The sequence below is a fragment of the Anabaena lutea FACHB-196 genome, assembly GCF_014698305.1.
Taxonomy (GTDB): Bacteria; Cyanobacteriota; Cyanobacteriia; order Cyanobacteriales; family Nostocaceae; genus Anabaena; species Anabaena lutea.
Window position 1 is genome coordinate 76,440 of the sequence record NZ_JACJST010000012.1, and the last position, 20,091, is coordinate 96,530.

Genomic DNA, 20,091 nt, shown 5'->3' on the forward strand with positions numbered 1-20,091 from the left:
TGTTTTGGAGGTAAGGAAATGCCATCTGCGTTTTCTCAGTTACAGTTGGTTGGACAAATCACTCAAAGTTTGGGTGATTCACTCTCAGAACAAGAACTTGAATATTGTGTTCAAGCATTAGAAATTATCGAACCACCAATAGCCAAACAGTTTTGGCAATCTACAACAGCAGCACCGGGAATTTATCTTGTGCTGACGGGTAAAGTGAGACTGCTAGATGGTTTGAATAATTTAATTACTTCTCTTGGATCTGGGTCATCATTTGGGGAATTGACTTTATTTCCCGAACAGGAATTTAGTTCCTATGTGGCCAGAGCTTCTGTTAATTTAAAAGTGGGTTATCTTTCCCAAGAGGTAATTAAGCAGTTTGCTAGTGTAAGTGAGCGCTTGCTTATTAAGGCTGAACTTTGGGATACACTGATGTTATTGTGCAAAAATACTGCTCTACCCCGCCATGAATCGGTAGAGGAGATGTTAAAAGCACTGTCTCTATTTGAAAGGCAAAATCTAGAAACTGGTTCCCTGAACGCCAAAATTACCAAAGATACTAAGCTTTTGCTAGTGCGTCAAGGAGAACTCCAGCATTCTCAAGGACAAGTCTTGATACCAGGTACTATTTTTGTCAATTCTCAACAGGGAAGTTGGCAAGCAACTCAACCTGCGATCGCTTACATTTTACGTCACGATCACTGGATAGCGGCACTAAAACACTGGCCACAATTAGCAGAATTAATTGACACTCCAGATCGTCCAGAGATTCCTATTCCACAATCACCAAAGCGGGAAATTCCCGCCAAAAACCGCAATGTAATTCAATTTCCCCAAGCAACGACACAGACGCAACCGCAGCCGAAACAACGCCAAACCTACTTTCCCAGTCCTACAGTCACTGCGGGTAATTGGTGGCGCAAAGTTAGCAAACGTTACCCATTTTTTGAACAACAAAGCGCCTCTGACTGTGGTGCAGCTTGTTTAGTGATGATTAGTCGCTATTGGGGTAAAAACTTCAGTATTAATCGCTTGCGGGAACTTGCCAATGTTAACCGTGCTGGTGCATCAATGGGAAGTTTAACTACAGCGGCTGAAAGTATTGGCTTTGCGACTCGTCCGGTGAAAGCCAGTTTGGATAAATTAGCACAACAACCTCTACCTGCGATCGCACATTGGGAAGGTAAACATTACATTGTCGTCTATGAAATTACCAAAAAACGGGTAATTGTAGCTGATCCTGCCATCGGTCAACGCAACCTAACTATTGGCGAATTCAAAGCTGGTTGGACAGGTTATGCGTTGTTATTACAACCGACAAACTCCCTCAAAGAAACCCCAGAATCTAATACCACCTTTTGGCAGTTATTTGATTTAGTTAAACCGCACTCTCAAGTACTCCTAGAAGTATTTGTGGCTTCGGTATTAATTCAAGTCTTTGGACTGGTCACACCTTTATTTACTCAACTATTATTAGACCGAGTAATAGTTCAGGGTAGCACCATTACTTTAAACACCGTTGGTTTTGGTTTGCTAATTTTTGGCTTATTCCGTGTAGTCATCAATGGACTCAGACAATATTTACTAGACCACACAGCTAACCGGATTGGTGTAGCATTAATGGTAGGTTTTATTAAACATACATTTAGCCTACCTCTGTCATTTTTTGAATCACGTTATGTTGGCGATATTGTTTCTCGTGTCCAAGAAAATCAAAAAATTCAGCGTTTTTTAACTGGGGAAGCACTATCTATTGTTTTAGATTTGCTGACCGTGTTTATTTATGTGGGATTGATGTTTTGGTACAGTCCGCCTATGGCTTGGATGACCTTAGCCATTGTCCCACCTTTTGTGTTATTAGCACTAGTAGCTACACCTTTTTTACGTCGCATTAGCCGTGAGGTTTTTACGGCAGTAACAAAAGAAAATAGTTACTTGATTCAAAGCCTGTCAGGGATTTCTTCTATTCGCTCAATGGCGATTGAACAAACAGTCCGTTGGCGTTGGGAAGAATTACTGAATAATTTGACAAAAAAAACCTTTAGTGGTCAAGTAATTAGTAACCAACTACAAATTCTTAGTTCTACTATTCAATCCATAGCGAGTACAGTATTATTATGGTTTGGAGCTTGGTTAGTCATTCAAAACCAATTAACAATTGGGCAATTAGTGGCTTTTAATATGTTGCTAGGCAACATTATTCAGCCTTTTCAAAGGTTAATAGTGCTTTGGAATCAAGTACAAGAAGTAATTGTTTCCACAGAGCGAATTAATGATGTTTTAGAAGCTGAACCCGAAGAAGATTTAGCAGCCCAAACCCGCCATATTATACCTAGTTTACGCGGGCGGATTCGGTTTGATAATGTGACATTCCGTTATCATCCCGAAAGCGAGATTAACATCCTCGAAAATTTAAGTTTTGACATTTTACCTGAGCAAACTGTAGCAGTTGTAGGGCGGAGTGGCTCAGGAAAAACTACTCTTTCTAAACTGATTTTGGGTTTATATCCACCGACAGATGGTAGAGTGTTAATTGACAATCAAGATGTGACTAGTATTTCTTTGCAATCACTGCGATCGCAAATTGGAGTTGTTGACCAGGAAACCTTTTTGTTTGGCGGCACAATTCGGGAAAATATTAGTATTGCTCATCCCGAATCGCGGCTAGAAGAAATTATCGAAGCAGCACAACTTGCAGGTGCAGATGAGTTTATTAAACGCATGGCTATGGGTTATGAAACCCAAATAGGTGAAGGTGGGGGAATGTTATCAGGGGGACAACGCCAACGTCTAGCTATAGCCCGTGCTTTACTCGGAAATCCGCGCCTTTTAATATTAGATGAAGCTACCAGTCATCTGGATGCAGAATCTGAGCGAATTATTCAGAATAACCTCAAACAAATCCTCCAAGGACGTACAAGTTTGATCATTGCCCATCGCCTTTCCACAGTACGCCATGCTGACCTAATTTTAGTTTTAGATCGCGGCATTTTAGTGGAAAGTGGTACTCACGAAGCATTAATTGCCAAGAGAGGTCATTATTTCTATCTCAACCAACAACAACTATCGCAAACAGGTTGAGAAATCAGGTAAATTACCTGGAAAGTAGTCATGAATTATCCATTTATACCTGACTTTCAATCAAATGTAGAGACGTTGCATATAACGTCTCTATTATATGTGCAAGATTTTTACTCTAGTCTGATTTGGGAATTTTGCCGCATACCAAATTTGGGATATTCTCTGTAGTCGAAATTATTAAACTAATCTAAAATCCAAAATTCAAAATCCAAAATTGATTATGCCACAATCAACTTACAATTCATCATCAGCCTTTGTCATATCCGGACAGGCTCAATCTTCTACCATTCAAAATGAAAAACAGACAACAGACAAACCAAAGGACTGGTTTTATGGAACTGAAGAATTATTAGATGCTTTACCGAAAGCATGGACACGCTCAATGTTGTATTTGCTAATTAGCTTTACAGCAATAGCCCTACCCTGGACAATGTTTGCCCAAGTTGATGAAACAGGAAATGCTAGTGGACGAATTGAACCCAAAGGTGCAACCCAAAAAATAGATAGTGCAGTCACTGGTAGTGTCATCGCTGTCAATTTTCAAGAAGGAACAACCGTTAAAGCCGGACAGGTTTTAATGGAAATGGAATCTGATGTTTTGCGAACAGAATTGCAACAAACACAAGCCAAGCTAGAAGGATTAGTAAATCGCCAATCACAATTGGAATTACTCAAAAATCAAGTATTATTGGCGATTAATATCCAAGAACAGCAAAATCAATCTCAACAATTAGAAAAATTAGCTCAACTTAATCAAGCACGACAAAATTTAGATGCTAAAAACAGTGCATATAATTTACAAAAATTGGAAAAATTAGCTCAAGTTGATCAGGTAAAACAAAGCATAAATTCTAACCAAATTGCTCATAGGTTAGCCACAAGTCGTTTGAGTCGAGATTTTTTAGAAGTTTCACGCTATCGTCTACTTTTACAGCAAGGTGTAATTCCCCAAACCAAAGTTGTAGAATTGGAAAAAATAGCGGAAGAAAGCCAGCGTTTGCAGGAAGAAGCAAAAGCTAATATTCAACAAACTCGGTTGCGTTTACAAGAAGAATTGAGTCGCTATGGGTCAATTATGAATCAAGCCAGGTCAGATATTGAGCAGGCAAAACTCCGCTTACAAGAGGAAGAAAGTAGCTATCAAAGTCTAGTTCAGGCAGGTAAATTGACGTTACTGAAAAACCAGGAACAGCTTAAGGATTTGCAAACACAAGTTACTACTATTAAATCAGAAATTGCTCAAACCAAGAGCCAGATTACATCATTGCAGTTGCAGTTACAACAACGAGTTGTGCGATCGCCTATTGATGGCATAATCTTTGAGTTACCCATTAAAAAGCCAGGATCTGTTGTTCAACCCGGACAAATGATAGCTCAAATTGCACCTAAAAATGCTGCTTTAATCTTGAAAGCACAAATGGCCAGCCAACAAAGTGGTTTTGTCAAGGTGGGAATGCCAGTTAAAATCAAGTTTGATGCTTATCCTTTCCAAGAATATGGAGTAGTCCAAGGGCGCGTTACATGGATTTCACCTAACTCAAAAATTCAGGAAAATAGCCCCAATGGTCTAGAAAGTTATGAGGTAGAAATTGCATTAGAACAACCTTATATTCAAGCTGGTAATAAACAGATCTTCTTAACACCTGGTCAAACAGCAACAGCTGAAGTGATTGTTCGTCAGCGTCGAGTTATTGACTTTATTTTAGATCCGTTTAAAAAGCTACGTAACAATGGGCTAGAGCTTTAAGAATCAGCCATTAAGTCTAACTTCAGTAAGTAGATGATCAATACACTTAATTGGTGGGTGTTGTTGACTGTTAACATAGCAATGTTAGCAGTTAACATTTAAATTACTTAAAATCATAGATTTTTTAGTGGCTTTAGCACAAATAAAGTTTTCTGTCGAAAATATATGTTTATTTTTGATTACCTTTGCAATCTATCATTAGATAGAGATATTTTCTAAGAAATTAATTAAATCTAGTAAATATTGGATTATTGAAATGCCTAAACAATTTTTGTTTACCATATAAAATTAAGAGAATAATGCCAAATTACTATAACTTGAATTATTTCTACTTGATCCAACTACCTAGCCAACATTTAGCCGAAATCGGAAGTTAAAATTCACAAACAAAAATTGGTATCATTGAAGGAATTAGATTATGTCTAAGCTGGTAATTGTTTCTCCTGAAGATATTCTTTACCATATCAAAATATCTTGTCAAATCCCCAACTTACTAGAAGCGATCGCTACCAGAAAAATTATTGCTGATACTGCTGTCAAAGAAGGTATTCAAATCGAGATAGAAGAATTGCAACAGGCAGCAGATAGCCTGAGATTAGCTAACAAATTAATTAAAGCAGAGGAAACCTGGGCATGGTTAGAAAAATATCATCTTTCTTTGGATAACTTTGAAGAAATAGCTCATACTAACTTATTATCTGCAAAATTAGCAAATCATTTATTTGCCGATAAAGTTGAACCATTTTTTTATGCTCATCAACTAGATTACACTGGGGCAGCTACCTATGAAGTGATTTTAGATGATGAAGATTTAGCTCTAGAAATATTTTATGCTTTACAAGAGGGAGAAATAACTTTCCAAGAAATTGCTCGTCAATATATCCCAAATCCAGAACTTCGTCGTGCAGGAGGATATCAAGGTATCCAGCAACGTAGCGATTTTAGACCAGAAATTGCCGCTGCCGTTTTTGCTGCAAATCCACCGCAAATTCTCAAGCCGATAATTACACCTAAAGGAGCGCATATATTGATGGTTGAGGAAATTATTAAACCACAGTTAAATGAACAAACGCGCCTAAAAATTATGGGCGATTTATTTACAAATTGGGTACAACAACAAATTACAACATTAGAAATTGTAACCAAGCTAGTAGAAGAAATACATCCTCAATCTTCTCCTGAAATATTAAGTGAGGCCAGCTAATATAAATATAATGTCGAGTTAAATACTGATCATTAGGGGGAACGGGTCGAGTTTTTCTCAACAATAATTAGCCGAACTTGATATAACAGCTAAATTTTTTCTCAAGTGTCGTTACTAATCATAAAGCCGAGAATCTCTAACTAATTAATAAGAGATTCTCGGCAGATTATTAACTATCAGGCATTGCAGAAACTTTGTAAATCTGGTTTTTTAAATTGCCCAATACCTACAATTCATTTAGAGCTATGTTTACTGTTACTCGATTTAATCCAGCTTAATTTAATATTGGATAGTTTGACTTTTTTTTCATCAGTGTCACGATGATTATCTTCACCCAAAATACAGTTTTCTTTCAATAAGTTGCTGTAGGTTTCATGGGGTATGTATTCTAGGGGATCATAACCTGAAAAATGAAGAAATAAAACACAAGCCCAAGAATAGTTACCCAGAATAATGGCTTTGATAATCTGTTGAAAGTGTGTATGTTTAAATATCTTATCTAGCCGTTGATTTTGCTCAAAATTTTGTTGAATCATACCATTACCTCTTGAATTTAAACTGAAACTATCAACTTTACTTAGTGTCAACAATTATGGTATGTTATTAAATATGCTTAAATTATTTTTAAGCATATTTAATTTAGTTTAATTACCATAATGGAGTGTAAATATCTTTAGACTTAGCATTGAGATAAGGACGTTGCAATTGAATTTTCTGTAATGAAAAATGTTTGATAATGGATGCCAACCGACCTTCTGGAGTATTCTCACCTTGCTGCCAAGCAGCAATTAAACCATTAGCGATAATTTGACAGCGATGAGTACCAAAACTTTCTTGTTCCCCAAATTTTTGGTCTGGTTCTTCAGCGCAAGCTAAACCTGGTGCTAATAGCTTAGTAAACAAAGGTACTTGCTCCAAAAAATAGGATTCATTTTCTGTATAGACCCTTTCTAATACTGTGTGAACTACGTCATATTGGCCTTTATTAAAGTAAAGCACGGCTGAGTCATAACGTCTATAATCGGAGGGATTATATAGCGCTTTGAAGGAAAAGGAAATCGGGATTTTATTTAGTTGGTCTGTTAAACTTTCCATAACTGATGCTGCCCCTTCTGGTGTTAAATTAAAGTAAACTCGTGTGATCTCATGATTATTTTGGGAGCCTGCATTAGCTACTGCCATATAAAATCCGTTTTGTACCACATTCTTAGGCATTCTAATAGATACAAACTTGCCAACAGTTACCTCTTGGTTTGTTGGTAACAGATGCAAGTTGGGATCAACGTGCAATGTTAACCCATTCTTCTGCACTGCCAATGTGCTATCCGTTTCTTCCCTGACTACCTGCCAGTTATGACTCCAGTAGCCTTCGCTTTTGTTCCTGGTATGCAACCGATCATAAAATTCTAAATCTACGCCGAATAAGCTGTTATTTTCGAGATTTTGCTCCAATTTATCATTTGTTTTTATAGAGTCAGAGCCGATGTTAGGTTTTGAGGCGGCGTTATAATAAGCACTGTATAGAAAATTACGCAGTTGTAACTTCAAATGCTGTTGCTGCATCTCCAACGGTAACTGCTCAAAACGAGAGACAACTGACTCTGGCAATTCTAAGGATTTGTACTCTGGATGCTTGATACAGTGGTGGGATTCAATTGTAATCTGATTCACCATATCTTGTAGCGATGTCTGCAATGGCTCTGGCAACTCTGAAAGTTGACTGTGTAGGGAATTTAATAGTTGCATGGGTCTATTAGGGTCTAGGGTGGATTTAAGCTGGAGATAAGCTTGTGGGAATTAAGTCTGATATTTCCATCCCAAAAATGGTGATGATAGATGGTTGGGGACGGCACAATAAACTCTTGGCCACTTGGAGAATGCAGATACCCGAATTACCAAAAGTTCTCTCATGTTGCAGTTGGGCTTGAATAGACCTAATTAAGGAAAACCCGCAGAATTGTACAACTAGCGGCAAGAAATCAGGACGAAGCTCTATAATTTCCGGGAAGTTAGCCAAATATGCAGTTACCAAAGATGTGAGGGAAGGTTGTAGCAGTTGTAAGGGAATTGCCGCTAAACGTAAAGACTCTTCAATCGGTATCGTTTTACTAGTTACCATACTGTGTAGCCAAATTTGTAGGTAACTAGCAATTATTGCTCCTAAATCACTAGCAGGATCTCCCCAAGTAGCGCGTTCCCAGTCAATGAGGCGAATTATACTGTCACTCAAGGGTGATTGGTGGTCAATTATGGTTTCCCAATTTAAGGAGATCAGAATATTGTTCAGCTTGAGATCATTGTGAGTTAAACAACAAGGAGTAAAAGCAGCACTCAAATTTGCGATCGCTTTTCCGAGATTATCGTAACGTTGATAGAGTGTAAAAAATTTCAACCCATCAGCAGGAACCATGCCAAATACTTCTGGTGTAATTCTATTTAATTCTCCTGACAGGTTAGAAGTTGTAATATTTGTTGTATTCTCGGTCTTTTGGAAGAAGTCCCGATAGTCTTGATGATTGAGAGTTAAACGATGAATTGATGCTAAAGTCGCTCCAATTGACCGAGAAATATCAGTGGAGAACAGATTTTCTTGAGTATAAAATTCACTCAGATCACGGTAGTCATTGAGATAATTAAAAACAATGATGGAATTTTCAGCGTCAAAATGAATCGCTTCTGATAAATATGAGCGCAGATGACTAATTTCTGGGAATGTCCGGCAAAAATTATGAACTTGCCATTCGTCGAAGAACTCACCACGAGTTTTACCTTCTCGGTTGAGACGTTCTTGTTTCACCAGAAGTTGACGACCATCGGGTAAACTGACTAATAAGTTAAAGTTTTTGGCAGATTTTAGCTCAATTTTACTCAATGACTGTTCTTGCTGAGTACACAGTCCTTGAGAAATTAGATAGTTAAAAACATTTTGAGAGCTTAAGATAAATGGCATAGGATCAAATGATGATGAAACTATTGATAAATTGCTGTTGTTGTATCAATAAACCATAAAGACACCATGAAGCTATTCCAGTCGCAATCGTATACCAAATTTTGTTGGTCATATGAAAAATTCAAACTTAACAAAATCAGATTTGAACTGGTTTTTTAGCGAAAATAGACTAAATTAGTCCTAATCTTTGTTTATAAATGAAGTTGTTAGAAACGAAATAGCATCGATAGCTGCAATCACCAAGATAAACTCAAGAGCCTTAACACCAACTTCTACAATTTGAGGACGATAGTTATCTTGACCACCAAACACAGATTGAGAATCCAGACTAGTTAGTTCATTAAGAAACACTTCTGAATCGAGAGGATGCAGATCAGCAATGATGATTCGTGCCATGTATTTAATTTTAGAAAATGGGATTGTTTTGAAGCGGCTCTCTTGGTTTATTGGTAATTCAACAAACTTATGTTATTCACATAAATTATATATATTTACCTTTAATCCTAAGAGAGCCGTCTAGCTCAGTAGTAAACTACAAAGCTATTAGTACTTGCTGTCGCTGTAGGACTTAGCTAAGTAAGCGATATGACCAATGCCATATACATTAACGAAGGCTTCAGCCAATTTTGTTAATGTGGAAATATCGCTGACATGGCTGCCATAATATCCACCGTAGATGGAATTGACATCGCTCATCTCGTTGAGAAAGCTTTCGGAATCTTGGAACAATTCAGAACCAGTTGCTTGCAATTCAGAAAGTTTAATACTTGCCATAATTTCCTCCTAAAAGACTTGTTTCCAGTAATGTGAATTCAACGACAAAGCTATTAGTACTTGCTGTCGCTGTAAGACTTAGCTAAGTAAGCGATATGACCAATGCCATATACATTAACGAAGGCTTCAGCCAATTTTGTTAATGTGGAAATATCGCTGACATGGCTGCCATAATATCCACCGTAAATGGAATTGACATCGCTCATCTCGTTGAGAAAGCTTTCGGAATCTTGGAACAATTCAGAACCTGTTGCTTGCAATTCAGAAAGTTTAATACTTGCCATAATTTCCTCCTAAAAGACTTGTTTCCAGTAATGTGAATTCAACAACAAAGCTATTAGTACTTGCTGTCGCTGTAAGACTTAGCTAAGTAAGCGATATGACCAATGCCATATACATTAACGAAGGCTTCAGCCAATTTTGTGAATGTGGAAATATCGCTCGCGCCGCTGTCATAATATCCACCGTAGATGGAATTGACATCGCTCATCTCGTTGAGAAAGCTTTCGGAATCTTGGAATAGTTCAGAACCTGTTGCTTGCAATTCAGAAAGTTTAATACTTGCCATAATTTCCTCCTAAAAGACTTGTTTCCAGTAATGTGAAGTCAACTACAAAGCTATTAGTAGCCGTAACCATCGCTGTGGCTATAGGACTTAGCTAAGTAAGCGATATGACCAATTGCATATACATTAACGAAGGCTTCAGCCAATTTTGTGAATGTGGAAATATCGCTCGCGCCGCTGTCATAATATCCACCGTAGATGGAATTGACATCGCTCATCTCGTTGAGAAAGCTTTCGGAATCTTGGAATAGTTCAGAACCTGTTGCTTGTAGTTCTGAGAGTTTAATACTTGCCATAATTTCCTCCTAAAAGACTTGTTTTCAGTTTGTGAAACTTGTGTAAGCAGTTAAGTTGGTGTTTTCTTAACCGATGCTTCTATTTTTATTGATATAAATCTCGAAAATCAAGGGTTAGAGCTATGTTTATCAGACATTAATCATGATGTAATGTCTGGGAAATATGACTAGATAATCTATTTATATTTTGTTCTGGTTTGCCTGTGGCTGATATCATGTCTGATAAATCATCAATAATCGAAAAATGTTGCATACTACGTCTATACATAAATTCACAGTTTTTTATTCTGTAACTTCTGAAAAACTGCTGACATAAAAAGATCCCCGATTTCTTAAAGAAGTCGGGGTTTTGAATATTTGAGGCTAATTATCCAGCTAATTTGTTAAAAATCTAATTCTGTTTGCCCCAAATTATCGAGTGTTTGATTGAGTTCCAATCTCCAGTTCTGCACACTCTTATTTACGTCTTGCAGTAGTGCTGAAACATCACTCCTATCTGTTGTACTTGTTCTTCTGTTTCTGCCTCTTCTGTAGGTGATACCGCCATTGATATTCTTCATTTCCTCAGAAGTTAGGTCATGAATAAGCTGTGCTTCGCTGCTAAAGTATAGGTCATAAATTTGTATGCCCATTTTTGAATCACCTCCTGAAATACTAGTATGGATAGAATCAAGCCACAATTTTAAAATCCTCCTCTTATATTTTCTAATTTTGTTCTATAAATTCAAGCTTTGGCGAGTAATTTTGGAGACATAATTTCAGGCATTTTGTCTACAAAAAAGCTCTAAAAAATAAGATTCCCAATTTCTCTAAAGAAGTCGGGAATCTCATCAGCAAATATTGGGTTGTTTTAATTTTGCGCTTGGGTTTGAGAACTGGGAATAGTGACATCTATGGGTGTCACCTTAGCAGCTAACTCCGTCAATGGTGGTTGAATGGCGGTTTGATTACCCACTACTAGGGTGACTAAATTTTCTGGTTGCAGGTATTTTTGGGCTACTCGTTGGATATCCGCTGTTTTTGTGGTGGTGACGGCTTTTTGATAGCGAAATAGAAAATCAGCCGGATAACCATAATATTCGTAGCGCATCAATCGTGATAAAGTTTGGGCTGGGTCTTGAAAATTGAACACAAACGAGTTGAGTGTAGACTCTTTAGCAAATTGCAATTCTTTTTCTGTTACGGTTTGAGTTTGCAGACGTTTAATTTCTGTTTGCAAGGCTTTGATAAACTGGACTGTAGCATCGGAGCGAGTTTGTCCACCAGCGATAAACATTCCCGGATAATCGAAGCGGGGACTCCACATACCATATACAGAGTAAGCTAAACCTTGACGCGATCGCACTTCATTAAATAATCTACCCCCAAATCCATTTAACACCCCATTCATTACATCTAATGCCGCATAGTCAGGACTATCGAATTTTCCACCTAGATGTCCAACGAGAATATTACTCTGTGTGAGTTGGGGTTGATTCACAAAAAATACCCCACCCAAATTAGCTGGTGACACTGATGGTAATGGGGTTTTAGAGATTTTAGAGTTGGGTTTCCAATCGCCAAATTGACTTTGAATGAGCGATCGCATTTTTTTGGCGTTAAAATCTCCCACAATCCCTAAAATCATATTATTGGGATAAAAGTATTCCTGGTAAAACTTCAGCAAATCCTGACGGGTAATTTTATCCAAAGTCGCAAATTCAACGGTACGAGCATAGGGACTATTTTCACCATAGATTAATTTCCGCATTTCCCGACTGGCAATGCTGTTAGGATTATCATTGCGCCGAGCAATATTACCTTTAACCTGGGTTTTGATAAAATCCAACTTTTCTTGAGCAAAAGCTGGTTCTCGCAACACTTCAGCAAATAGCCCCAACACCGTTTCTAAATCTTCGCTCAAACTCTCAAAACTAGCACTACCAGCAGCTTCACTCATACTGGTTTCTACTGAAGCCGCCCGTTGTTCCAATATTTCATTTAACTCATCAGGTGAATGCTTGAGAGTTCCACCAGTTCTCATTACCGAACCCACAAGATCAGCTAAACCAGTTTTCTCACCTGCTTCCCAACGGCTACCTGTCCTCACAAGCGCCGTACCACTTACCAAAGGTAGCTCATGATCTTCCATCAAATACACTACCAAACCGTTATTCAGTACAAACCTTTCATACTTGGGTAACTGAATTTCCGGTAAAGGTGCAAACTGTAAATCAGTGAAATGCTTTGCTGCTGCTGTCGCCGCCCAAGAAAAATTAAACATTAACAGTAAAGCAATCATCAACACCGAAATAAACCGCCAACTCTTGGAAAACCTAAGTGAAAATTTCAATTTCTTACCTTTCACCAAAAAATTCAACATAATTTCTCTATTTCTCTATTTCTCTCTTCTCTTTTTCTCAATTTCGTGAAAGCAGCAAGAAAGGATAAGAAGAAAATTCACCTTCTTCCTATCCTTCTTTACTGTCACCTGTCACCTGTCAACTGTCACCTTCCTCGATAACAACTTACCAACTGTCCGATTTTCCGGCGTAAACGTCGCCTGTGCTACCCGCTGAATATCCGCAGGAGTCACCAACGCAATTTGATCCAACTGCTTAAACAAATTTCGCCAAGAACCAGTTTTTACTTCATATTCCAACAACTGCTGCGCCATTCCCATATTGGAATCTAGACTTCGCAATAAACCAGCCCTTGCTTGAGTCTTAACCCGCTGTAACTCAATATCCGTTACAGGCTTGGTTTTCAAACTCTCAATTTCCTGCTTTAAAGCCACCGCCAATTCATCAACTGTGTGACCAGGAGCGGTGAGAGCATAAAATAACATCATATTGGGGTATTTATCCCCCGGAAAGCCACTGGAACCCTGAGCAGATAGGGCTAAACGCTGTTTTTCTACCAAGGACTTATATAAACGTGAAGTGCGTCCATCACTCAATAAACTGCCAATAATTTCATAAACTGCATTATCAGGATGAGTAACTGCTGGACGGTGATAACCTTCTAAATACCAAGGTTGAGAAGGTAGTTGTAAGGTAACTTCCCTGGATTCGGTTTGCTTTGGTTCTGCGGGAATTTGGGGCTGGGCTTTAGGTTTAGCTTGATAACGCCCAAAATAAACTTGTGCTAATTTTTTCACCTCAGTTGGGTTAACATCACCGACAATAGCGATCGTTAAGTTGCTGGGGACATAGTAATTGTCAAAAAACTGCTTGACATTTTGCGGTGTTAAATTGCGGATATCTTCGTCGTAACCAATTACCGGTCGTCTGTAGGGATGGACTTTGAAAGCAGTATCGATAAATTTCTCGATCATTAAGCCGATAGGAGAGTTCTCTACTCGCATTCGGCGTTCTTCCAAAATTACATCTTTTTCTTTATAAAATTCCCGAAACACAGGTTCTAAAAATCGATCTGATTCCAGAGACATCCACAATTCCAACTTATTAGCAGGAAAACTGTAAAAATAACGGGTTGCTTCACCAGATGTGGTGGCGTTTAAGCCTACTCCTCCCGCTTGCTCAACAATTTGCCCCATTTCGTTTTGCTTAACTAGTTTGAGGGCTTGAGATTCTACTGATTTAAACTCAGTTTGTAATTTTTCTAAATCGTCTTTTTTTCCTTGGGCTTTAGCGGTTCTAATTTGGGTGTCTAATTGTTCTAATCGGTCTAGTAGTGGTTTTTCGGCTTTATAATCTGTAGTCCCAATGCGTCTTGTACCTTTAAATGCCAAATGCTCTAGAAAGTGTGCGACACCCGTTTGTCCATCTGGTTCATCTATGCCACCAACATCAGCATAGGTAAGAAAGGAAACTACTGGTGCTTGATGTCTTTCTAAAACAATAAATTTCAAACCATTATCGAGACGAAATTCTGTTAACTGCTTAATTACTCGATCTAAATAGGGTTGAATTGATGTTTGCTTGGGTTGTAAGGCTGTAGCGACTCCTGGTATTAATCCCCAACACAATATCATTGTCGCCAAAGCAGTTGCCAACAGACGACGAAAGACTGGAGGTTGGGATAATTGGCTGGATGATTGAGAGTGGGATTTGTTAGCACTAGCGATTAACCAATCCAAAATCCAAAATCGTTCGACTGAGCGCTTAAGCCGAAGTCCAAAATTTAAAATTGCCTGATTCATAAGCAAAAATTAAAGTAAAGTTACACTTCTTGAGAAATAGTCTAATTAGCAAACAGAGCGTTAATCTTGTATTAAGCTTTCTGTTCTTTTTGTATTTGACGTTAGACAATAATTGCTACAAGTCATGTTCCTGAGATATAGCAATAACTACCATGCGAGTTTTTAATTCTCCTCCAACATCAGAAGCGCAGACGCGCACCCGCATTCTCCAAGCGGCACAAAAGTTATTTGCTGCTCAGGGATTTGATGGTACAACCACCCGTGATTTGGCACAAGCCGCAGGTGTAGCTGAAGGTACTCTGTTTCGGCATTTTTCCAATAAGAAGGCGATTTTGGTCGAAGTAGCAACGAGTGGCTGGGTAGACATTCTTACAGATTTACTCACAGAATTGAGTGAAATGGGCAGTTATAAGGCTGTAGCCCAAGTGATGCGTCGGCGAATGTGGAATATGCAGAAAAATGTGGAGATCATGCGGGTTTGTTTTATGGAAGTGCAGTTTCATCCAGATTTGCGCGATCGCATTCAAACCGAAGTCATTGATAAAATGACGGATGTGGCTGAAGCATTCTTTCAAACGGCCATGGATAAAGGTATCTATCGTCAGACAGATGCCAAATTAGTGGCTAAGGTATTTTTAGGAATGTTTGCGATCGCAGGTTTTTCTGATCATACCCTCCTGGAACCTAACGCATCCCCCCAAGAAATGCAAAAAATGGCCGAAGGACTCGCTGATATTTTCTTGAATGGTGTACTGGTTAAGGAATAGGGGCAAGGATGACGCGGTGACGCGGAGAGATGAGGACGCGGAGAGAGGGGGACGCGGTGACGCGGGGAGATGAGGACGCGGAGAGGGGGAGACGCGGTGACGCGGGGAGATGAGGACGCGGAGAGGGGGAGACGCGGTGACGCGGGGAGATGAGGACGCGGAGAGAGGGGGACGCGGTGACGCGGGGAAAATTAAGAATTCCCTGTTCCCTGTTCCCTGTTCCCTGTTCCCTGTTCCCTGTTCCCTGTTTACGAATTACCAATTACCTTCGCTTGCTGACTCCATTGTTGTACTAACTCAATTGCTGGACACAAATCTCGGCGCTGCAAGGTTGCTACTTGCAAGCGCATAATTTGTTGGTGCAATCTGTGAGTGGGAGTTTGTGCTAACTGTGTTACAGAAGCAACACCAGCATGGAGTAATAAACCACAATATTGGATTCCCACACTGGGAAGACTTGCTAAATCTGCCAGTGCTAACCACTTATTTACATATTGAAGATGTACTTGTAATTTATTAGCCAAAGCTACTCTGGCTTCTGGGGTTTTTCCTTGTTTGACTAGCTCTGCTGTGGTAGTAATGCCACAATTTTGCAGTTGGGATTGTTCCCCTTGGCTTAATCCAGGTAATGTTTCAATCGGCCAAGTGCAAGCTTTAAGGAAGAGACGCGGGGTTTGGGGCGAATTTCGCTTTCCCTCTGTGCGTACAAGCGGACGATCATGATCTTGTGGAAGGAAATTTCTACTATTTGTCTGTTTAGTGGACATTTCTTGACTATCAATATAGGTTTATTGACTTATTGTGACCTAACAAAAAGTAATTAATTCACCACGCATCACTGTTACTGCTTGTCCAGATATAAAAACGCGGTTTTCACCAGGATAATAGACCTTTACTACTCCACCCCGACTAGAAGCCTGATAAGCCAAAAACTTATCTTTACCCAACTTATTACGCCAAAAAGGAGCAAGACAACAATGAGCCGCACCAGTCACAGGGTCTTCGTTAATCCCTAAACCCGGTGCAAAAAAGCGAGAAACAAAATCGTACTCTGAGCCAGATTTGGCTATGCTAGTAACGATCATATCAGCCACAGGTAATGTTTTCATTAATTGGAAATTTGGCTGCATTTCTCGCACTAACTCCTCAGCTTCCACTTCCACCAAATAACCCAGAGAATTTTGATCAACAGATTTATAAGGTATTCCCAAAACCTGACTCAATTCTGGAGGTGCTTCTACAGGTTGTGAGTGATTGACAGGAAAATCTAACTCAATCCAATCACCTTGCAATTTGGCAGTTAGTACGCCACTTTTAGTATAAAACCGCGCCTCATCATCAGCTGATAAATGCTGCTGTGACCAAAGTACATGAGCGCTGGCTAGAGTTGCGTGACCACACAGGGGAACTTCTACAGCCGGTGTAAACCAACGCAAATTAAAACCATCATCTTGTCTCACTAAAAAAGCCGTTTCTGATAAATTCATCTCCTGGGCGACTTTTTGCATCCATTCACTAGATTTAGGAATGTCTAAAATACACACAGCCGCAGGATTGCCAGTAAATGGAGTATCAGTAAAAGCATCAACTTGAGTAATGATTTGGTTCATAAAAATAGCGACTTAAAACTTATAACTCAAAACCTGGATTTCTGTATTTTCCGGTAAAGCCTTAGAGTTAATCGCTACAGTGTCACCATTACTTCTTCTCACATTTACACCGGGCATCAAATTGAGAAAATCATCTATCGGTGTAATCTCACAACTAGCGGACTCAGCAGCTTTTGTCCGGTAATGAGTAGGAATTACTAGCCGGGGATTTAATACTCCAACAGCTTGCTTTGCTTCCTCGGCATTGTAAGCTTTAGCACTACCTCCCACGGGAATCAAAGCCAAATCAGGACGACCCATGAGGATTTTTTGCTCAATGGAAATAGGTGCAGCCGCGCCCCCTAAATGTAAAATATTAATTTCCCCTTGGTTCCACTTCCAAACAGTATTTTTTCCAAATTGCTTGCCACCTTTGCGGTCATGGTCTATGGAAATTCCTTGGAACTTAAGACCTTTAAACTCATAAACACCAGGTTCATAAATCAGCTTAGGATTTCCCGGTAGTCCCTCTACTGCACCTTCATCCAACAGTTGGCTGCTAATCAATACTAAATCTGCTGCAACTTTTGGCAGACGATATCCAACCGTACAGCCCACAGTCCGAAATGGATTGACGAGAATTTTCACACCACTACCTGTAAACAGAAAGCAAGTGTGACCCAACCATTGAACGGATACACCACTAGATTGGGCATTAACCCGAAGGTGGGAATCTAAATTAGTCACTAATGCTGTCACCAAACCTGCCCCAGCATAGCCCATCAACTCTCGTCGTTTCATTAATTACTCTCTCGTCTGTAATTGTTCCAGAAAATTCCGCAGTAACTGCTTACCCGAAGAAGTCAGTACACTCTCTGGATGAAACTGGACTCCCTGAATGTGAGGATAGTTCCGGTGTTGTACTCCCATAATTGTTCCATCTTCCACCCAAGCGGTGATTTCTAATACTTCTGGGCAAGTTTCGCGGTCAATCACCAAACTATGATATCTGGTGGCGGTAATGGGATTTGCTAATTCTTGAAAAACTCCAACTCCAGTGTGGGATACCTGGGATGTTTTACCATGCATCAACTCTGGTGCAGAAACGATTTTACCACCGAACGCCTGACCGATACTTTGATGTCCTAAACAAACACCTAAAATCGGTAAACTAGATCCCAATTCAGTAATTATATCTAAAGAAATTCCTGCATCTTCTGGACGACCGGGTCCAGGGGAAATTACCACTGCATCAGGATTTAACACCCGAATTTCATCTACGGTTATTTTATCGTTACGAAAAACTTTCAAGTCAGATGCTATGGGGAAATCTACTGCTAGTTCTCCCAAATACTGCACCAAATTATATGTAAAGCTATCGTAATTATCAATGACTATAATCACAATTTTTACCTAATTTCATTTGAATCAAAAATATCCATAACTATCCATTAGCATCAGAGCGGAATTAAAAATTTAAAAAGCAGATTAAACAAGCTTTTTAGGAATTTTTAATGGTTAGTTGATTTACGCCGTGCTGTACTGGAGGTACAAAAATTATCTAGAAATTGGTCATGATTAAAGCTACTAAAGGAGGGAGTAAAAGTGTAGCAGCTACCAATAACGATACTAAAGCAGATACCAGAACAGCACCAGCAGCACAGTCTTTGGCAACTTTGGCCAAGTCGTGGTAGGTTTGCTTAACTGTTAAGTCTACCAGGGATTCAATAGCTGTATTCAATAACTCCAGCGTCAAAACTAAACCGCTAGTAATAGCAATGATGGCTATTTCTACAGCTTGTAGATGTAAGAAAATACTTAAGCCAATAGCAAAAGCGCATACACTGAGATGGATACGAAAGTTCCGTTGAGTTTGAAAACTATAGGTGATTCCTGCCCAGGCATACTTAAAACTAACAAATAAATTAGAGGCTATCTGCCAGGAAAGTTCCCGTTCTTTTGACACAAGGGTTGGTAAGCGGTTTGGTGTAGATGGTGGCGAAACTTGTTGTGACATGGGCTGCATAACACAAAATATTATAAAGTGGGAATCGTAGTCAATGAATTTTGGATTTTGGATTTGCGTCACCCGGATCTTCATCGGACATGAACGTAAAACCAAAAATCTCTAATCGCCTGCTTTGAAATCTAAAATTGCTGCTCGATTTTAATTTAAGAGGGCAATTCAACTTTGACGTAATTTTAAAGAATTTATGACAATAATATTGTAAAAATCGCCACCAAGAGTAAAAACTTGAGCTACGCCGATTATTCTAAGTCAATGATAATACTTACTTCCTTCAGTAAGATAACTTGTTGTTGCAACATTTGCATCAAACTTTCTTCATCAGGATGATCCCAACCTAAAAGATGCAATAAACCATGAGCAGTTAACCAAGCTAACTCTGTGGACAAACTATGTTCCTGCTGTTGAGCTTGGCGCTCTGCCGTATCTATAGATACAACTATATCACCTAAATACAAAGGTTGAGAAGCAAGCATTTCCTGACTTTGGGGCAAATCTGTCTCTAAGGAAGCAAAGGCTAAAACATCTGTGGGTTTATTCTGCTGACGGTATTGGGTATTTAATTCCTGAATCTGGGCATCATTGGTCAAGCGCAACCCTATTTCGTAACTGAGTGCAGGTGGAAGATCAGAAGTGAGAATTTCCAACCATTGATCAAACCAGGTTTCCAGAGTATTCTCCGATACTGGTAGGTTGGGGGAAGATTCTGCCAAACAATTTTCTACATATAAGGCAACTCTTGGAGGCACAAAATTTCCTTCCTTAGCGAGTTAGGTAAGCAAGACCAACAAGGAGGCTTAATAGCCCTACAGCAGTCAGTGCAAAATGTTTGAGGGATGTACCACCTTTTCTCACCATGTTTCGCATGGCAAGTTTGACGTAGCTGGGCTGAGGTTCTGTTGAGGGAGATTTGCTCATAATTTTTTCACAATAATCTCTTTTATCACTTTAACAGGTATT

Annotated in this window: 23 protein-coding genes; 4 read left to right on the forward strand and 19 right to left on the reverse strand. The window is 39.2% G+C overall.

The genetic code is table 11. From position 1 onward, the window contains the following. Window positions 1–18 precede the first annotated feature (18 nt). The 3 genes from H6G59_RS14290 (at window position 19) to H6G59_RS14300 (ending at window position 6,020) form a co-directional block, all read left to right on the forward strand. Window positions 19–3,069, forward strand: a complete 3,051-nt coding sequence (locus tag H6G59_RS14290) for an ABC transporter transmembrane domain-containing protein (protein ID WP_190715465.1) — start codon at window positions 19–21, stop codon at window positions 3,067–3,069. A gap of 220 nt (window positions 3,070–3,289) precedes the next feature. Next, the gene (locus H6G59_RS14295) at window positions 3,290–4,816 is read left to right on the forward strand and encodes a beta-barrel domain-containing protein (RefSeq protein WP_190715467.1); all 1,527 of its coding nucleotides are present in this window, start codon (window positions 3,290–3,292) and stop codon (window positions 4,814–4,816) included. Window positions 4,817–5,234: 418 nt separating this feature from the next. Next, window positions 5,235–6,020, forward strand: a complete 786-nt coding sequence (locus tag H6G59_RS14300) for a peptidylprolyl isomerase (protein WP_190715469.1) — start codon at window positions 5,235–5,237, stop codon at window positions 6,018–6,020. A gap of 233 nt (window positions 6,021–6,253) precedes the next feature. Here the strand turns inward: H6G59_RS14300 and H6G59_RS14305 are convergent, their stop codons facing one another. The 12 genes from H6G59_RS14305 to H6G59_RS14355 form a co-directional block, all read right to left on the reverse strand. Next, window positions 6,254–6,556, reverse strand: a complete 303-nt coding sequence (locus tag H6G59_RS14305; protein WP_190715471.1) for a HetP family heterocyst commitment protein — start codon at window positions 6,554–6,556, stop codon at window positions 6,254–6,256. A 112-nt stretch (window positions 6,557–6,668) separates the two neighbouring features. Beyond that, complete coding sequence (locus tag H6G59_RS14310; RefSeq protein WP_190715473.1) at window positions 6,669–7,766, reverse strand: T3SS effector HopA1 family protein; 1,098 nt, start codon at window positions 7,764–7,766, stop codon at window positions 6,669–6,671. Between the two features lie 25 nt (window positions 7,767–7,791). Then, window positions 7,792–8,970: a phosphotransferase gene (locus H6G59_RS14315; RefSeq protein WP_190715475.1), complete on the reverse strand. Its 1,179-nt coding sequence runs from the start codon at window positions 8,968–8,970 to the stop codon at window positions 7,792–7,794. Between the two features lie 180 nt (window positions 8,971–9,150). Beyond that, a complete protein-coding gene (locus H6G59_RS14320) occupies window positions 9,151–9,366 on the reverse strand; it encodes a hypothetical protein (RefSeq protein WP_127051681.1) in 216 nt (71 codons plus the stop codon). Window positions 9,367–9,513: 147 nt separating this feature from the next. Then, the gene (locus H6G59_RS14325; RefSeq protein ID WP_190715477.1) at window positions 9,514–9,744 is read right to left on the reverse strand and encodes a hypothetical protein; all 231 of its coding nucleotides are present in this window, start codon (window positions 9,742–9,744) and stop codon (window positions 9,514–9,516) included. Between the two features lie 53 nt (window positions 9,745–9,797). Continuing rightward, a complete protein-coding gene (locus H6G59_RS14330; protein ID WP_190715477.1) occupies window positions 9,798–10,028 on the reverse strand; it encodes a hypothetical protein in 231 nt (76 codons plus the stop codon). Between the two features lie 53 nt (window positions 10,029–10,081). Further along, window positions 10,082–10,312, reverse strand: coding sequence for a hypothetical protein (locus H6G59_RS14335; RefSeq protein WP_190715479.1), 231 nt, complete (start codon window positions 10,310–10,312; stop codon window positions 10,082–10,084). 53 nt (window positions 10,313–10,365) lie between these two features. Next, complete coding sequence (locus H6G59_RS14340) at window positions 10,366–10,605, reverse strand: hypothetical protein (RefSeq protein ID WP_190715481.1); 240 nt, start codon at window positions 10,603–10,605, stop codon at window positions 10,366–10,368. A gap of 136 nt (window positions 10,606–10,741) precedes the next feature. Further along, entirely contained in the window at window positions 10,742–10,873 is a 132-nt protein-coding gene (locus H6G59_RS27610) for a hypothetical protein (protein WP_277924636.1), read from the reverse strand. 115 nt (window positions 10,874–10,988) lie between these two features. Next, a complete protein-coding gene (locus H6G59_RS14345) occupies window positions 10,989–11,237 on the reverse strand; it encodes a hypothetical protein (RefSeq protein WP_190715483.1) in 249 nt (82 codons plus the stop codon). Window positions 11,238–11,455: 218 nt separating this feature from the next. Next, on the reverse strand, window positions 11,456–12,967 hold the full coding sequence (locus tag H6G59_RS14350) for a M16 family metallopeptidase (RefSeq protein WP_190715485.1): 1,512 nt from the start codon (window positions 12,965–12,967) through the stop codon (window positions 11,456–11,458). 111 nt (window positions 12,968–13,078) lie between these two features. Next, the gene (locus H6G59_RS14355) at window positions 13,079–14,749 is read right to left on the reverse strand and encodes a M16 family metallopeptidase (protein WP_190715487.1); all 1,671 of its coding nucleotides are present in this window, start codon (window positions 14,747–14,749) and stop codon (window positions 13,079–13,081) included. A 152-nt stretch (window positions 14,750–14,901) separates the two neighbouring features. Here H6G59_RS14355 and H6G59_RS14360 point away from each other — a divergent pair, with 152 nt between their 5' ends. Further along, window positions 14,902–15,516, forward strand: coding sequence for a TetR/AcrR family transcriptional regulator (locus tag H6G59_RS14360; protein WP_190715489.1), 615 nt, complete (start codon window positions 14,902–14,904; stop codon window positions 15,514–15,516). 248 nt (window positions 15,517–15,764) lie between these two features. Here H6G59_RS14360 and H6G59_RS14365 read toward each other — a convergent pair whose 3' ends face one another. The 7 genes from H6G59_RS14365 to H6G59_RS14395 form a co-directional block, all read right to left on the reverse strand. Beyond that, entirely contained in the window at window positions 15,765–16,283 is a 519-nt protein-coding gene (locus tag H6G59_RS14365) for a DUF4332 domain-containing protein (protein ID WP_190715491.1), read from the reverse strand. A 39-nt stretch (window positions 16,284–16,322) separates the two neighbouring features. Then, window positions 16,323–17,126 (reverse strand): PhzF family phenazine biosynthesis protein, encoded by an 804-nt coding sequence (locus tag H6G59_RS14370; protein ID WP_190715493.1) that lies wholly within the window; start codon window positions 17,124–17,126, stop codon window positions 16,323–16,325. 12 nt (window positions 17,127–17,138) lie between these two features. After that, window positions 17,139–17,906, reverse strand: coding sequence for an MBL fold metallo-hydrolase (locus H6G59_RS14375; RefSeq protein ID WP_190715495.1), 768 nt, complete (start codon window positions 17,904–17,906; stop codon window positions 17,139–17,141). Window positions 17,907–17,909: 3 nt separating this feature from the next. Next, the gene (locus H6G59_RS14380) at window positions 17,910–18,509 is read right to left on the reverse strand and encodes a glutamine amidotransferase-related protein (protein ID WP_190715497.1); all 600 of its coding nucleotides are present in this window, start codon (window positions 18,507–18,509) and stop codon (window positions 17,910–17,912) included. A 157-nt stretch (window positions 18,510–18,666) separates the two neighbouring features. Next, window positions 18,667–19,122: a diacylglycerol kinase family protein gene (locus tag H6G59_RS14385; protein WP_190715625.1), complete on the reverse strand. Its 456-nt coding sequence runs from the start codon at window positions 19,120–19,122 to the stop codon at window positions 18,667–18,669. A 251-nt stretch (window positions 19,123–19,373) separates the two neighbouring features. Then, on the reverse strand, window positions 19,374–19,880 hold the full coding sequence (gene ybeY / locus H6G59_RS14390; protein WP_190715498.1) for an rRNA maturation RNase YbeY: 507 nt from the start codon (window positions 19,878–19,880) through the stop codon (window positions 19,374–19,376). Between the two features lie 13 nt (window positions 19,881–19,893). Then, window positions 19,894–20,049 carry a DUF3285 domain-containing protein gene (locus tag H6G59_RS14395; protein ID WP_016950466.1) on the reverse strand — a complete coding sequence of 52 codons (156 nt, stop codon included), beginning with the start codon at window positions 20,047–20,049 and terminating at the stop codon, window positions 19,894–19,896. Window positions 20,050–20,091: the final 42 nt, after the last annotated feature.